We start from the raw sequence: 14,866 nt of genomic DNA on the forward strand, positions 1-14,866 counted from the left end.
CCGGTGGCGCTGCGCTTACCGGGCCTACATGTTCGGGGACGTTATTTAGTAGGCCGGGTAAGGCGCAGCCGTCACCCGGCACCTCCCCTTCACCTTTATCGTGACCCCTCTCCCAATTCTGTTTCGATCCACAGGATCTTTATTTTGTAATCGATTACTTTTCATTTGAACGAATTTGTAATCGATTACTTTTTCCGGGTGAGGCTTATCATGGTGTCAACTGAGAGTAGTGAAAAGGCGATAACACAGCACCGGCTGCTGGTGCCGCGTCTGTCGCTGATGATGTTTCTGCAATTTTTTATCTGGGGTAGCTGGTCGGTCACGCTTGGCCTGGTGATGAGCCAGCACAACATGTCTTTGCTGATTGGCGACGCGTTCTCTGCCGGGCCTATCGCTTCCATTCTTTCGCCGTTCGTGCTCGGGATGCTGGTGGACCGCTTCTTTGCCTCGCAGAAGGTGATGGCGGTGATGCACCTCGCGGGCGCGGCGATCCTCTGGTTCGTGCCGGGGGCGCTGATTGCTGAGAACGGCGCGCTGCTGATTGGCCTGCTGTTTGGCTACACGCTCTGCTATATGCCGACGCTGGCGCTGACCAACAACATTGCGTTTCACAGCCTGGCGAACGTGGATAAAACCTTCCCGGTAGTGCGCGTGTTCGGCACCATCGGCTGGATCGCGGCGGGCATTTTCATCGGCGTCACCGGCGTGGCGTCCAGCGTCACCATCTTCCAGGTGGCGGCGATAAGCTCCGTGCTGCTGGCGCTCTACAGCCTGACGCTGCCGCACACGCCCGCCCCGGCGAAAGGCCTGCCGGTAAAGGTGCGGGATCTCTTCTGCGCGGACGCCTTCGCGCTGCTTAAAACCCGCCACTTCTTCGTCTTCTCCGTCTGCGCGATGCTGATCTCCGTCCCGCTCGGCACCTACTACGCCTACACCGCCTCGTATCTGGCGGATGCCGGGATTGCCGACGTCAGCACCGCCATGTCCTTCGGGCAGATGTCTGAGATCGTCTTCATGTTGGTCATCCCTCTGCTGTTCCGCCGCCTGGGCGTGAAATATATGCTGCTGATCGGCATGCTGGCGTGGTTCGTGCGTTATGCCATGTTCGCGCTGGGCGTCAGCGAGGAGGGGCGCATTCTGCTGTATCTCGGCATTCTGCTCCACGGCGTCTGCTACGATTTCTTCTTTGTCGTCGGCTTTATCTATACCGACCGCGTGGCGGGCGAAAAGGTGAAAGGTCAGGCGCAGAGCATGATCGTGATGTTCACCTACGGCATCGGCATGCTGCTCGGCTCGCAGATTTCCGGCGCGCTCTACAACCGTCTGGTGGCAGGGCAGACCGTGCCGCAGGCGTGGGTCACATTCTGGTGGATCCCGGCGGTGGCTGCCGCGGCGATCGCGCTGATTTTCCTTCTCACGTTTAAGTATGACGATGACAAGGCGTAATGTTCAGGAGGTGGTATGAGGACAATGAAAGGACCTGGCATTTTTCTGTCGCAGTTTATTGGCGGGGAAGCGCCCTTCAACACGCTCGACGGGCTGGCAGGATGGGCGGCGGGGAAGGGTTACAAAGCGGTGCAGATCCCCTGCAACCATCCGCATATCTTTGATGTGGAGAAAGCCGCAGAGAGTCAGGCCTACTGCGATGAAATCGCGGGCAAGCTGGCCGCGCACGGGCTGGTCATCAGCGAGCTGTCGACCCATCTGGAAGGGCAGCTTGTGGCGGTAAACCCGGTTTACAGCGAGGCGTTTGACCACTTCGCCCCTGCTTCCGTGCGCGGTAACGAGGCGGCGCGTCAGGCGTGGGCGACGGAAAAGCTGAAGCAGGCGGCGGTCGCCTCGGCCCGATTAGGCCTGAAAGCGCACGCTACCTTCTCCGGATCGCTGGCCTGGCCGTTTTTCTATCCGTGGCCGCCGCACAACGAGCAGCGCTTTCAGGAGGCGTTCCAGGCGCTGGCAACCCGCTGGCGGCCGATTCTGGATACCTTCGACGAGCAGGGCGTGGACGTCTGCTTTGAGCTGCATCCGGGGGAAGATCTGCACGACGGCGTCACCTTCGAGCGTTTTCTGGCGCTGGTCGACAACCATCCGCGCTGTAATATTCTCTACGATCCAAGCCATATGCTGCTCCAGCAGATGGACTATCTGACCTTTATTGATATCTACCATGCGCGCATTAAAGCGTTCCACGTGAAGGACGCCGAGTTCCGCCCCAGCGGGCGCAGCGGCGTCTACGGCGGCTACCAGCCGTGGATCAACCGCGCCGGACGCTTCCGCTCGCCCGGCGACGGACAGATCGACTTTAAGGGCATTTTCAGCAAGCTGACCCAGTACGACTACGACGGCTGGGCGGTGCTGGAGTGGGAGTGCTGCCTGAAGGATGGCGATACCGGCGCGAGTGAGGGCAGCGAATTTATCCGCCGTCATATCATCCCGGTTTCCGGACGGGCGTTTGATGATTTCGCCGCAGGGGGCAGCCATGATTAACGTCGGGATTATCGGCAGCGGGTTTATTGGCCCGGCGCATATCGAGGCGCTCAGGCGTCTCGGGTTTGTGCAGGTGGTCGCGCTCTGTGACGGCTCGCTCGTTAAGGCGCAGGAAAAGGCGCACCAGCTCAATGTGCCGCACGCCTGTGCCAGCGTGGAGGAACTGCTCGCGCTCCCTAATCTGCACGCGGTGCACAACTGCACGCCGAACCACCTGCACGCGGAGATTAACCGCCAGATCCTGCGTGCGGGCAAGCACGTGTTTTCCGAAAAGCCGCTGTGCATGACGCCGGACGAGGCGCGCGAGCTGGTGGCGCTGGCGGAGCAGGCAGGCGTGGTGCATGGCGTGAGTTTTGTCTATCGCCAGTTTGCGATGGTGCGCCAGGCGGCGAGCATGATGCGTGCGGGCAGCCTCGGGCGGCTGTTTGCTTCGCACGGCAGCTATTTACAGGACTGGATGCTGCTGGAAACCGACTACAACTGGCGGGTGGATGCCGCGCTCGGCGGCGCGTCGCGGGCGGTGGCGGACATCGGCTCCCACTGGTGCGATACGGTACAGTATGTGACCGGCAGGCGTATTACCGGGGTGATGGCTGATTTATCCACCGTCTGGCCGACGCGCAAGGCCAGCGCGGGCGGTCATCAGACCTTCTCCCATGACGAGCAGGCGGAGTATGAAGACAAACCGGTCACCACCGAAGACTTTGGCTCGGTGCTGTTCCGCTTTGACGACGGCAGCAAGGGCAGCTTTAGCGTCTCGCAGGTGAGCGCGGGGCGAAAAAATCGCCTGACCTTTGAAATTAACGGCAGCGAGCAGTCGGTGGCGTGGGATCAGGAAATCCCGCAGCAGCTGTGGGTCGGCCATCGCGCCAGGGCAAACCAGATACTCTGCGACGATCCGGGCCTTATGAACCGTGACGTGGCCGACAGCGCCCACTTCCCCGGCGGGCACATTGAAGGCTGGCCGGATGCCTTTAAAAATATGATGGCGCAGTTTTACCGTGCCGTGCAGGCGGGCGCGATGCCGGATAATCCGCAGTTTGCCACCTTCCACGATGGCGCCTGTGTGATGTATATCATTGATGCGATTATGAAAAGTCATCAGCAGCAGCGCTGGGTGCGCGTGGAATACTGACGCATTGCCCGGTTCGCCGGGCAATCAATTTATGGTAGCCTGCACAAAACGCTAACCGCAGGATGTATCGTCGCTATGTCAATTCAGAAAATCGCTCAACTGGCCGGGGTATCCGTAGCAACGGTCTCCCGCGTACTGAATAACAGCGATACCGTGAAGGCGAAAAACCGCGAGCGCGTTTTGCAGGCGATCCAGGAGAGTAACTATCAGCCCAATCTGCTGGCGCGTCAGCTGCGCACTGCCCGCAGCTATATGATCCTGGTGATGGTCTCGAACATCGCCAACCCGTTCTGCGCCGAAGTGGTGAAGGGCATTGAAGCCGAGGCAGAAAAGAACGGCTATCGCATTCTGCTTTGCAACTCCGGCTCGGATATTGAGCGCTCCCGCTCGGGCTTAAGCCTGCTCTCCGGCAAAATCGTCGACGGCATTATCACCATGGATGCATTCTCGAAACTGCCGGAGCTGGCCGCGCTGATTGGCAACGCGCCGTGGGTGCAGTGCGCTGAATACGCCGATGCGGGCGCGGTCTCCTGCGTGGGGATTAATGATGTTGATGCCTCCCAGCACGTTGTCAGCCAGCTTGCCGACGGGGGACGCAAACGCATTGCGCTCATCAACCACGACCTCAGCTACAAATATGCCCGTCTGCGCGAGCGCGGCTATAAGAGCGTCATACACCTGCGGGATCTGGATTATCAGGCGGTGGAGTACGCCAGTGAGCTCAGCTCTGGTGCGGGCATGGCGGCGATGCAAAATCTGTTAAAAGCAAACCCGCCGGATGCGGTGTTTGCCGTTTCCGATACGCTGGCGGCGGGGGCGCTGCGCGCCATTCAGCAGGCAGGGCTGCGGGTGCCAGAAGATATCGCGGTGGTCGGCTTTGACGGCACTGAGCTGGCGGAGATGATTTCACTCACCACTATTGAACAGCCGTCGCGGGATATCGGGCGCAAGGCGGTCAATCTGCTGTTAAATAAGATCGACAACCCGGATGCGCCCACGGAAAGGGTCATGATGGACTGGCGCTTTATTTCCCGCGCCAGCTCCTGATTATCTGGCGATGACGCCAGCCAGCGAGCGAATATCGTTTCCGGTTGGCGACTGGTGAATACGCAGGCCAAATTCATCTACCACCGCGAAAATATGATCGAAGATGTCGGCCTGAATATCTTCGTATTCCGCCCAGATCACCGTGTTGGTAAAGGCATATATTTCAATCGGCAGCCCGTTGGCATCCGGCGCGAGCTGGCGCACCATCAGCGTCATATCTTTGCGAATGCGCGGGTGGTTACGCAGATATTCATTCAGGTAGGCACGGAAGGTGCCGATATTGGTCATCTTGCGCAGGTTTAATACCGATTCCCCTTCGCCGTTCTGCTGATTCCACAGGTTAATTTCCTCATGACGCGCCGCCAGATACGGCTTCAGCAGTTTCGCCTGAATCAGCTTCTGCTGCTCCTGCTCGTCGAGGAAATGAATGCTGGTGGTATCGATATTCAGGCTGCGCTTGATGCGGCGTCCGCCGGAGGCGGACATGCCGCTCCAGTTGATGAACGCATCGGACACCAGCGCCCACGTCGGGATGGTGGTGATGGTGTTATCGAAATTGCGCACTTTCACGGTGGTCAGGCCGATGTCCGTCACCGTGCCGTTGGCGCCGTACTTCGGCATCTCCAGCCAGTCGCCGAGCTTGAGCATGTCGTTGGCGGAGAGCTGAATACCCGCCACCAGGCCGAGTATCGGGTCTTTAAAGACCAGCATCAGAACGGCAGCCATTGCACCCAGGCCGCTTATCAGAATGGCGGGTGACTGACCGATCAGCAGGGAGATAATCAGTATCCCCACCAGAATGGCACTCACCAGCTTAACGCCCTGGAATATCCCCTTCAGCGGCAGCTGCGAGGCGGTAGCCATTTTCTGCGACAGATTGAAAATCACGTCCAGCAACGAGAAGAAGGAGAGCAGGGCATAAACCATCACCCACAATTTCGCGCAGGTGGTGAGTAATTCCGCCGCTTCGCTGCCTTTTTGCAGCCACAGAACCGCCTGAACGTTGACGATTATCCCCTGGAGGGTAAACGCCAGACGGTGAAATAATTTGTTCTGCGTAATGATCTGCAACCATAAATGACTGCTGGCCTGGGCGCGTTTCTCGAATGCGCGCAGCACCACTTTGTGCAGAATAAAATGAACGATAATGGCCGTAAGAAAAATAATACCAAAGATAATCACTAAAGAGGTGGTGTGATTAATTTCAATCCCTAACTCTTCAACCTGAGCAATTAATTCCTGCATAACGTCTCCTGTATTGATGCAGCCCCATAATGGCGGCTGCGGATCTATTATGCAAATTCAGGCAGTTTTATTTTGTCGCCGGACAGGCCTTGACGACCGGTAAACACAGACGATGACGCATACGCAGCGTGACCAGCGCCAGCACCACCATCATGGCCGTTTCCACCATCAGGAAGACGTTGACCGCCTGGGTATAATCTCCGTGATGATTTTGCAGCCCGTGCAGCAAAATCGCGCCGAAAATGGCCGGGCCAAGCCCCAGCGCAGCCTGTTGCAGCGTGCTTAAAATCGCGCTCGCGGCCCCCGCGTCGTCAGGCTGAATATCGCGCATCCCGATACGGTAGAAGCTGTTTACAATCAGCGCCTGCCCGTAACCCACCAGCCCGGTGGCCGGGGCCAGCGTCAGCGCGGTATTCTGCATTCCCCAGTGACGGAACGTGGCGATCAACGCCACCAGGCCGACAAGCTGAATCGCAAGCCCGGTCAGCAGGATGGCGCTGGTGCTGTAGCGGGCAATCAGGCGTGGGGCGAACCAGGCAGAAATAAAATAGGTGACGCCAAGCGCGATAAAGCTGTTCCCGGACTGCCACGGCGCCATCCCCAGACCGCTTTGCATGGTCAGCGCCATACAGAACATGAACCCGGACCAGACGCTGAAAAAGAGTATCCCGATCAGCACGCCAAAGCGGATGCTGCGCAGCTGCAACAGGCGCGGCGCGATGAGCGGGTGGGCATTCTCACGCTCTTTTTTGCGCGCGTTCAGCACCATCAAACAGGCCAGCGGTACAATCGCCAGCAGTGCGGCTTTCAGCGGCCACGACCAGTGCCACTGCGGGCCGAGCGCCATCGGGAACAGCAGACAGCACAGTATTGCCGTCAGCAGGACAGTCCCGGTCCAGTCAATGCGCGACGGCGTGTCGCGGCGGGTTTCCGGCACGTAGCGACGGCTCAGCGCCAGCACCACCAGACAAATCGGCACGTTGATAAAGAAGGCGTTGCGCCAGCCCAGCCCGGCGATGTCCGCCGACACCAGCCAGCCGCCACCCATCTGGCCGACGATAAATGCAATTCCGCCGATACCCCCGAACAGGCTGATCGCCCTGGCGTGTGCCGTTCCTTTTAACGTCACATGCAACGTCGCGAGAATTTGCGGCATGATCAGCGCGGCGCCCGCGCCCTGAAGAATGCGCGCGCCAAGCAACTGTTCGATATTGCCCGCCATGCCGCACAGCAGCGAGGCCAGGCCAAAACACGCCACGCCCCACATAAACAGGCGACGGCGGCCAAGGTTATCGCCCAGCTTGCTGCCGGGGGCCAGGCAGACGGCAAAGGCCACGCCGTAGAGGGCGACGATCAGCTCCAGTTCGGTGGCGGTGGCGTGTAACGAATGGGTGATGGAATCCAGCGCCACGTTGGTGATTGAGGTATCAATCAGCGGCAGCATCTGGCCGGTTAACAGCAGTATCAGGCCCGCACGACCCGGTGAAACAACTGACGTATTCATGGTGACTCCATTGCGTCAAACAGCGTAGAGTCGTAGCATCAACCATCTGATAAACGGGTACCAGTTCTTGCTTATACTGGTACTGACACTACCATGCAGGAGATGTTATGGCGCTGATGTCTGAACCTGTCACCTCTCTTCAGGATGACACCCGCAAGCAGCTGGGCGCGTTTTTGCGTGCCCGGCGCGAAAGCCTCGATCCGCAGCGGCTCGGCTTACCGCGCAGCGGCCGCCGCCGCACGCCGGGCCTGCGCCGGGAGGAGGTGGCGATGCTCGCGGATGTCGGCGTGACCTGGTACACCTGGCTGGAACAGGGCCGGGACGTCAATCCGTCCAGCGCGGTGATGGCCGCCATCGCAAAAGCGCTGCAATGCACCCCGACCGAAGCCCGGCATCTTTTTGTGCTCGCCGGTTTGCCGCCGGGCGAAGCCCCGCAGGCGGTGTGCTGCGAGGGGATCAGCGAAGGCACGCGTCGCCTGCTGGATACCCTGATGCCGAAACCAGCCAGTATTCAGAAACCGAATTTCGATATCGTGGCCTGGAACGACAGCTTCGGACACCTGATGGGCGTCGATTTCAACGCCATCCCGCCGGAAGATCGCAACTGTATTTACCTGTTCCTCACCCATCCGGCGTGGCGCGCGCGGCTCGGCAAACGTGACGACGTGCTGCCGATTTTCGTCTCCTACTTCCGCGCGGCCATGGCTGAGCACCGTGGTGACCCGCTCTGGGAAGCGAAGCTGGCGCGTTTTTTTGCGGTGTCCGAAGAGTTCAAAACCCTGTGGCACCAGCGTAACGACGTGCGCGGCGTGGAGAACCAGCTCAAGCTGTTTACCCATCCCGAGCTGGGGGATTTTCATCTCCAGCAGATGTACTGGTACTCCGCCCCGCGAAACGGATCGCGGCTGCTGGTCTATTTACCCGTGGATGAGGCAGGGGAGAGGGCGATGGCGTGGCTGGCGGAGCAGGGGAAATAAGTTTTTTGCGAGGGGCTTTGAGGGAATCAACGCGGATCCGGTCCTGCCTGGAATAAGCTGGTAAGGTGAATCACGAAAGGCAAAATTAGCCTTTAATGCAAATTGCCTTACATGCTAATATTATCAGGGATGAAATACAGTGTTCAGACTTATCGTTCATGCGGCAGTCAGGGAGGAGATCCTCTCATTGCCTGCGGGAGTACAGGCGAAGCTGATTCGCCAGCTTGATAAATTACGCAACAACCCGACAGTATTGCGTGAACCTGACAGCAAACCCTTACCCAATGGTTTGTTCGAAATCCGAACCGTCGGGCTGATCCATACTCGTGGGATCTACGTTTATCAGCGGGAAAGAACCATTTTTCTGCTGCGGGTGTTTATCAAGAAGACGCAAAAAACGCCCTCTGCTGAACTCCGTCTGGCACTGAAACGACAACAGGAGATGTTGGATGAGCAAAAAGATTATTGACTGGGACGAACTCAGAGCTGAACTGTTAAGCGATTCAGAGGTACAGGCTTCCTTTGATGCAGAAGAGCGCAAGGAGCGTCTGCGGGAGATGCTGGCGCAATGGCGCAATCATGCTGGTCTGACGCGCGCCCAGGTGGCGGAGCGGATGGGCGTCAGCGCACCGACGGTATCACGAATGGAAGCAAATATTACCCGGGCGAGTCTCGATACATTAACGCGTTATGCGCTGGTGTGCGGGGTAAAGCATCCGCAGATAACGCTTTACTGAAAACGGGCACGCCGATAGCCGGCGTGCCAGAAGCGCTTAGCATTCAGTCACAATCGTGCTCAGCGGCAGGCGAGATTTCGGCAGCGTGGCGTTGAAATCTTCCACGCTGTGATGCCCGACCGGGACCACCACCAGGCTGGTGAAGCCTTTCTCTTTCAGGCCAAACTCTTCGTCGAGGATCGCGGCGTCAAACCCTTCGATGGGTACCGCATCCAGGCCCATCGCGGCCACGCCCAGCAGGAAGTTGCCGACGTTCAGGTAAACCTGCTTCGCCATCCACTGGTCGTCATCTTTCAGATCCACGCGGTGCATGTCGGCAAAATAGCAGCGGCCTTTGTGGTTCGCGGCTTTTGCTTCTGGCGTGGCGAAACGGCCGTCAGCCTCTTCCTGATCGACAACGCGCTCAAGCCAGGCATCGTCCATCGCGGTTTTCGCGCAGAACACCACCACGTGAGAGGCGTCCAGCATTTTGCGTTCGTTAAACACATAGGTGCCCGCCGCGGATTTTGCCACGCGCGCTTTACCCTCTTCAGTGCTGGCAACAATAAAGTGCCACGGCTGGGAGTTGGTGCTGGACGGGCTGTATTGCAGCAGCGTTTTGATTTTTTCCGCTTCTTCTGCGGTCAGTTTTTTGGCTGGGTCGAACGCCTTGGTAGAGTGGCGTTTCAGGGCGACAGAAATAATATCCATAACAACTCCTGGTGATGAAATTCGCCCGCGGGCGGGCGTGAAAGGAAAGCAGATTACCGCGCGAAGCGGGAAAAGATAAGTGCGATTCGAGCGCTTATTCTGTTCGTCTCAGACGAACAATCAGGCTGGCCGAATCCACTTCTGATCTTTTTTCGGCAGTTTATCAACGACCAGATTCCACGAATCCGTAATCAGGTCGCTGACCAGTTCAGGCGTGATGTCGTCCGTGCCATAAAGTGAGATCCAGTGTTTTTTATTCAGATGGTAACCGGGCTCCACGCCACGGTAGATCTGCTGATTGAGCAGCGATTTTTCCGGATCGGATTTCAGGCTGACGTGGGCCCGACCGTGTGCGGTCGCCATCAGCATAAAAATTTTCCCGCCCACCTTAAACACGTCATACTCCGGGCCAAACGGCCAGCAATGTTCGGTAAAAGGCATCTCCAGCGCGACGCGTCTGGCATGTTCCTGCAAGGATTTACTGTCCATGGTTATCTTCCTCAGCAAGCCCGCGCCACATGGCTTCAAAGCCCAGCGCTTTAAAATCGACGGCTCGGGACGGATCGCGCGCGGCAAACTCCATGGTGGTTTCAGCCAGCGATAAGAACATTGCATCACCGAAGGTCTTAAACTCGTCAGACATAAACACCGGGCGGATCGAACGACGACACAGTTCATGCAGTTCCGGGAACATGTCTTTCACCGCCTGCTCGGTTTCGGCGTTCAGCTTTTCACTGACGCCAATCTGGCGGATAGCCGCATGCGCCAGGGGGTTACGAATACCCCAGTCTACATAGCTGTTCCAGATATTGCGGGTATGCTCTTTTGGCTCGGTGATGGTGCGATCGAGATTCGCCAGCATGGTCTGGCAGAGATCCTGCTTCAGATGCAGGTAGAGGGCATTCAGCAGATCGTCTTTGGTAGCAAAGTAGCGAAACAGTGTCCCTTCAGCGACGCCCGCATTACGGGCAATTAACGCCGTTGAGGCGGCAATACCTGACTGCGCAAACGCAGCCGTTGCTGCTTCCAGTAAGGCCTGTTTTTTATCTTCACTCTTCGGACGTGCCACTAAATTTTTCCTCCCGTCAATTGTAAAAGCCCTGATTGAAACACGAGCCTTGATACGCTGCAACGCGGAATGTCAAAGAACGAAAACCTTCTTGACGGCGTAATCATCCTATCTATAATGAGTGCTTACTCACTCATAATCAAGTGTCACCCGCGCAAACCATCGGATGGGGCGCGTAGGCGGGTCAGGAAATGAAAAAGCCTCTATTCATCTGCGTGGTGTTAGTCATGATTATTGCTTCAGCTGCCAGTTTACCGTTTGTACTGAATGCCGGATTTGGCCAGCCACCGCAGGGTGCGCAGCTCTCTGAAGTGGAAGCCTCTCCGCACTATCGCGACGGGCAATTCCATAACACGCTCCCTACGCCGGGCTTTACCGGGCAACAAAATATGCTGGTGGCGTGGTGGCAGTTCCTTACCCGTAAAACCGAAAACGCCCGTCCTGCGCAGCCGCTGCCGCTGGTGAAAACCGATCTGGCGAGCCTGTCGCCTGAACAGGACACGCTGGTGTGGCTCGGCCACTCCTCCTGGTATATGCAGCTGGCGGGGAAACGCATCCTGATCGATCCGGTTCTGAGTAGCTACGCCGCACCGTTCTCCTTCCTCAATAAAGCGTTTGCGGGGGAGTACCCGTGGCGTGCGGAGAGCATGCCGGAGATCGACCTGCTGATTATCTCCCACGATCACTATGACCATCTGGATTACGCCACCATCAAGGCGCTGCTGCCGAAGGTTAAGCGCGTGGTCACCCCGCTGGGCGTGGGGTCGCATCTGCGCTACTGGGGGATGAACCCTGAGATTATCGACGAGCGGGACTGGAACCAGTCGGTGCATATCAGCGATGCGCTGACGGTACACGTTCTGCCGGCGCGCCATTTTTCCGGGCGCGGCATTAAGCGTAACCAGACCCTGTGGGGCAGCTTTATGTTTGTCACCCCAGAGCGAAAGGTCTACTACAGCGGAGACTCCGGTTACGGCCCGCACTTCAAAGCGATTGGCGAGCAGTTTGGCGGAGTTGACTTAGCCATCATGGAAAACGGCCAGTACGACCAGGACTGGAAGTACATCCATATGCACCCGGTAGAAACGGCGCAGGCCTCGGCAGATCTCAATGCCAAAGCGGTCGTACCGGGACATAACGGGCGTTTTGTGCTGGCGAAACATACCTGGAACGATCCACTGATCCAGCTGGCGAAAGCCAGTAAGGATAAAAACTACCGGCTGCTGACGCCGGAGCTGGGCGAGCCCGTGCGGGTGAGTGATACCACGCAACAATTTCGCGAGTGGTGGGAATAATGTTTAAGCGAGAAGCAGAGGGGGAGAGCAGTATGACGATTTCCGCTCAGGTCATTGATACGATTGTCGAATGGATTGATGACAATCTACACCAGCCGTTACGCATCGAAGAGATTGCCCGCCATGCGGGTTACTCAAAATGGCATCTACAGCGGCTGTTTATGCAGTACAAAGGCGAAAGTCTGGGGCGCTACATCCGCGAACGCAAGCTGCTGATGGCGGCGCGCGATCTGCGTGAGTCAGACGAGCGCGTGTACGATATCTGCCTGCGCTACGGGTTTGACTCGCAGCAGACGTTTACCCGCATCTTTACCCGCACCTTCAACCAGCCGCCCGGGGCGTATCGCAAAGAAAACCACGGTCGGGCGCACTGAAAAACATCCCCTCACCCTAACCCTCTCCCCAAAGGGGAGAGGGGACGATTACACCCTCGCCCCTTTGGGGAGAGGGCCGGGGTGAGGGGATCAGACAGCACCATGCTTACCAGCTGTAATTCACCGTCGCCGTCACCGTCCGGCCAATCCCGTAGAAGCACGCCGTATCGCTTGCGCATGACGCCACATACTTCGTGTCTGCCACGTTATTGACGTTGAACTGCACGCTTGCCCCTTTCAGGCTGCGGTTCATCTCGCCCAGATCGTAGCGCAGCATCGCGTCATACAGATCCACCGATGGCACCTTGAAGGTGTTCTTCGCATCGCCGTAGCTGGTGCCGATGTAGCGCATCCCCACGCCAGCGGTCAGGCTCTTCAGCGCTCCGCCCGGAACGGTATAGCTGGCGAACGCCGATGCCATATGCGCTGGAATGCGCGCAGGCGTTTTGCCTTCAGTTCCCGCCACCGTGGTGCTTTCGGTTTTTGCATCGGTGTAAGTGTAGGAGCCAATCAGGTTGATGTTATCCATCAGCGTGGCGTGGATTTCCGCTTCAGCGCCTTTCGAACGCACCTTGCCCGCATTTTCGAACCAGCCTTCAGCGCTGTTATAGGTCGCGACGTTGTCCTGAGTCAAATCGTACAGCGCCAGGGTCATCAGCGTGGTGTCGACCGGCTGATATTTCATGCCAATCTCGGTCTGCTCCCCGGTAGTAGGCCTGAATGGCGCAACGCCCGGCGCACGGTTGGTTTGCAGGTTCGGTTCAAACGAGGTGCTGTAGCTGATGTACGGCGACAGGCCAGAATCAAACGCGTACAGCAGGCCAGTGCGCCAGGTAAATTTGTTGTCGTTCTGCTGCGTAAAGCTGTTATCGGTGAAGTCGTTGGTACGCACTTCGCTCCAGTCGTAGCGCCCGGAAACCAGCCACTCCCAGTTGTTCCAGCTCATCTGATCCTGAAGATACAGGCCCATCTGGTCGAGATTTTGCTGCTCGTCGGTGGCCGTTTTGAAGGTACTTTCATCCACGTTCACGCCGTAAACCGGGTTTGTCCAGTCGAGGTCATACTGTGAGCCGCTCCCGCGCGCCAGCAGCTGTTTATCCTTACTGGTCTTGTAATCAAACCCGCCGAGCAGGGTGTGGTTGACGCTTCCGGTCTCCAGCAGATATTCCAGCTGGTTATCAAGGCCAAATTCGTTGGTCGTGCGCTCTTCACGCTGGGCGCGACGGGTCAACACCGTGCTGTTGGCCGCGCTGTTGGCGTAAACCAGATAACGATATTTCTGCTTGATGGTGGCGTAACGGGCGTTCTGGCGGAAGGTGAGGTTGTCGGCGAACTGGTGTTCCAGCTCGTAGCCAATCATCGTCTGCTCGCGCCAGGATTGATTGTAATTCGGATCGCTGACGTTAAAGTCGCGCGGGATGTACTTCCCGTCGGCACTTTTCACCGTGCCATACGCGGGCAGGAAGTTGCGGTATCCGGCATCCGGATCTTTCTGGTAGCTGGTCAGCAGCGTAAAGCGGGTCTGATCGTTCGGGTACCAGGTGATCGCCGGGGCAATCGCCATCCGCGTCTCTTTATAATCGTCCACCTGATTATGCTGCGTACGGGCGATACCGTTCACGCGATACAGCACGCGGCCGTCGTCGCTCAGCTTGCCGCCGAAATCAAACGCACCTTCGGCGAGATCGTTATTGCCGGTGCGGAACTGCACGTTGTGAATGGCCTCCGCCGTCGGGCGCTTGCTGGTCATGCTGATTAATCCGCCCGGATTCACCTGTCCAAACAGCACCGACGCCGGGCCGCGCACCAGCTCCACGCGCTCCAGCAGCCACGGGTCAACTGTGCCCGTCTGTGAGGAAGCCGTTGCGCCAAAGCTTAAGCCGTCGAGGAATTTCGGCACGTAGCTAAAGCCGCGCACAAACACCTCGTCGTTACGGTTAGACGAGCCCCGGTACTCGGTAAACACGCCCGCCGAGTAGCGCAGCGCCTGCGAAACGGAGGTGACGTCCTGCATGTTCATCTGATCGCGGGTGATCACTGATACCGACTGCGGCGTCTTCACGATCTCCGCGCTGGTCTTGGTGGCGGAGAGCGTTTTCGTCGCCACAATGCCTTTTACGGGCGCAGTGGGCTCTTCACTCACGCCCTGCGTCACTGTAATCGTTTCTTCTTTCGTTTCTGCCTGAGCCGCGACGCTGGTCGTCGCCAGACTCAGCAGCCAGAGCTGTATTATCTTATTATTTTTAAACATTTTTATTGAACGTCCTTGGTTGCTATCGCCATAAAAACACCGGTAAAACGCCGTT

At 57.7% G+C, this 14,866-nt stretch carries 15 protein-coding genes; 9 read left to right on the plus strand and 6 right to left on the minus strand.

Annotated features, from left to right (window positions below; genetic code table 11):
- Positions 1–210: 210 nt before the first annotated feature.
- From ACWKXX_RS01235 to ACWKXX_RS01250, 4 genes are all read left to right on the plus strand, one after another.
- Complete coding sequence (locus ACWKXX_RS01235; protein WP_261666396.1) at positions 211–1,446, plus strand: MFS transporter; 1,236 nt, start codon at positions 211–213, stop codon at positions 1,444–1,446.
- Between the two features lie 15 nt (positions 1,447–1,461).
- Positions 1,462–2,487 carry a sugar phosphate isomerase/epimerase family protein gene (locus ACWKXX_RS01240; RefSeq protein ID WP_032620133.1) on the plus strand — a complete coding sequence of 342 codons (1,026 nt, stop codon included), beginning with the start codon at positions 1,462–1,464 and terminating at the stop codon, positions 2,485–2,487.
- Positions 2,480–3,622, plus strand: a complete 1,143-nt coding sequence (locus ACWKXX_RS01245) for a Gfo/Idh/MocA family protein (protein ID WP_032620131.1) — start codon at positions 2,480–2,482, stop codon at positions 3,620–3,622. Before ACWKXX_RS01240 ends, ACWKXX_RS01245 begins: the two co-directional genes overlap by 8 nt.
- Before the next feature lie 75 nt (positions 3,623–3,697).
- On the plus strand, positions 3,698–4,669 hold the full coding sequence (locus ACWKXX_RS01250) for a LacI family DNA-binding transcriptional regulator (RefSeq protein ID WP_015571213.1): 972 nt from the start codon (positions 3,698–3,700) through the stop codon (positions 4,667–4,669).
- Here ACWKXX_RS01250 and ACWKXX_RS01255 read toward each other — a convergent pair whose 3' ends face one another.
- Together ACWKXX_RS01255 and ACWKXX_RS01260 are read right to left on the minus strand one after the other, a co-directional pair.
- A complete protein-coding gene (locus tag ACWKXX_RS01255; RefSeq protein WP_015571212.1) occupies positions 4,670–5,914 on the minus strand; it encodes a mechanosensitive ion channel family protein in 1,245 nt (414 codons plus the stop codon).
- A 67-nt stretch (positions 5,915–5,981) separates the two neighbouring features.
- Positions 5,982–7,418 (minus strand): MFS transporter, encoded by a 1,437-nt coding sequence (locus ACWKXX_RS01260; RefSeq protein WP_017382555.1) that lies wholly within the window; start codon positions 7,416–7,418, stop codon positions 5,982–5,984.
- 107 nt (positions 7,419–7,525) lie between these two features.
- On the opposite strand from ACWKXX_RS01260, the gene ACWKXX_RS01265 reads away from it, so the two are divergent.
- The 3 genes from ACWKXX_RS01265 (at position 7,526) to ACWKXX_RS01275 (ending at position 9,132) form a co-directional block, all read left to right on the plus strand.
- The gene (locus ACWKXX_RS01265) at positions 7,526–8,395 is read left to right on the plus strand and encodes a helix-turn-helix transcriptional regulator (protein WP_017382554.1); all 870 of its coding nucleotides are present in this window, start codon (positions 7,526–7,528) and stop codon (positions 8,393–8,395) included.
- A gap of 139 nt (positions 8,396–8,534) precedes the next feature.
- Positions 8,535–8,864 carry a type II toxin-antitoxin system RelE/ParE family toxin gene (locus ACWKXX_RS01270; RefSeq protein ID WP_017382553.1) on the plus strand — a complete coding sequence of 110 codons (330 nt, stop codon included), beginning with the start codon at positions 8,535–8,537 and terminating at the stop codon, positions 8,862–8,864.
- Complete coding sequence (locus ACWKXX_RS01275) at positions 8,845–9,132, plus strand: helix-turn-helix domain-containing protein (protein WP_015571209.1); 288 nt, start codon at positions 8,845–8,847, stop codon at positions 9,130–9,132. Before ACWKXX_RS01270 ends, ACWKXX_RS01275 begins: the two co-directional genes overlap by 20 nt.
- A gap of 36 nt (positions 9,133–9,168) precedes the next feature.
- On the opposite strand, the gene nfsB is transcribed toward ACWKXX_RS01275, so the two are convergent.
- The 3 genes from nfsB to ACWKXX_RS01290 form a co-directional block, all read right to left on the minus strand.
- Positions 9,169–9,822, minus strand: a complete 654-nt coding sequence (gene nfsB / locus ACWKXX_RS01280; protein ID WP_003858884.1) for an oxygen-insensitive NAD(P)H nitroreductase — start codon at positions 9,820–9,822, stop codon at positions 9,169–9,171.
- A 120-nt stretch (positions 9,823–9,942) separates the two neighbouring features.
- Entirely contained in the window at positions 9,943–10,311 is a 369-nt protein-coding gene (locus tag ACWKXX_RS01285) for an MmcQ/YjbR family DNA-binding protein (RefSeq protein ID WP_063136474.1), read from the minus strand.
- The gene (locus ACWKXX_RS01290; protein ID WP_003858882.1) at positions 10,301–10,891 is read right to left on the minus strand and encodes a TetR/AcrR family transcriptional regulator; all 591 of its coding nucleotides are present in this window, start codon (positions 10,889–10,891) and stop codon (positions 10,301–10,303) included. Before ACWKXX_RS01290 ends, ACWKXX_RS01285 begins: the two co-directional genes overlap by 11 nt.
- Before the next feature lie 191 nt (positions 10,892–11,082).
- Between ACWKXX_RS01290 and ACWKXX_RS01295 the strand changes: the two genes are divergently transcribed.
- The gene (locus tag ACWKXX_RS01295) at positions 11,083–12,186 is read left to right on the plus strand and encodes a RomA family MBL fold metallo-hydrolase (RefSeq protein ID WP_149604001.1); all 1,104 of its coding nucleotides are present in this window, start codon (positions 11,083–11,085) and stop codon (positions 12,184–12,186) included.
- 32 nt (positions 12,187–12,218) lie between these two features.
- Positions 12,219–12,560, plus strand: a complete 342-nt coding sequence (locus ACWKXX_RS01300) for a RamA family antibiotic efflux transcriptional regulator (protein ID WP_003858880.1) — start codon at positions 12,219–12,221, stop codon at positions 12,558–12,560.
- Positions 12,561–12,666: 106 nt separating this feature from the next.
- Here the strand turns inward: ACWKXX_RS01300 and ACWKXX_RS01305 are convergent, their stop codons facing one another.
- Positions 12,667–14,811: a TonB-dependent siderophore receptor gene (locus ACWKXX_RS01305; RefSeq protein ID WP_261666395.1), complete on the minus strand. Its 2,145-nt coding sequence runs from the start codon at positions 14,809–14,811 to the stop codon at positions 12,667–12,669.
- Positions 14,812–14,866 lie beyond the last annotated feature (55 nt).

The sequence above is a fragment of the Enterobacter sp. UPMP2061 genome (genome assembly GCF_053709615.1).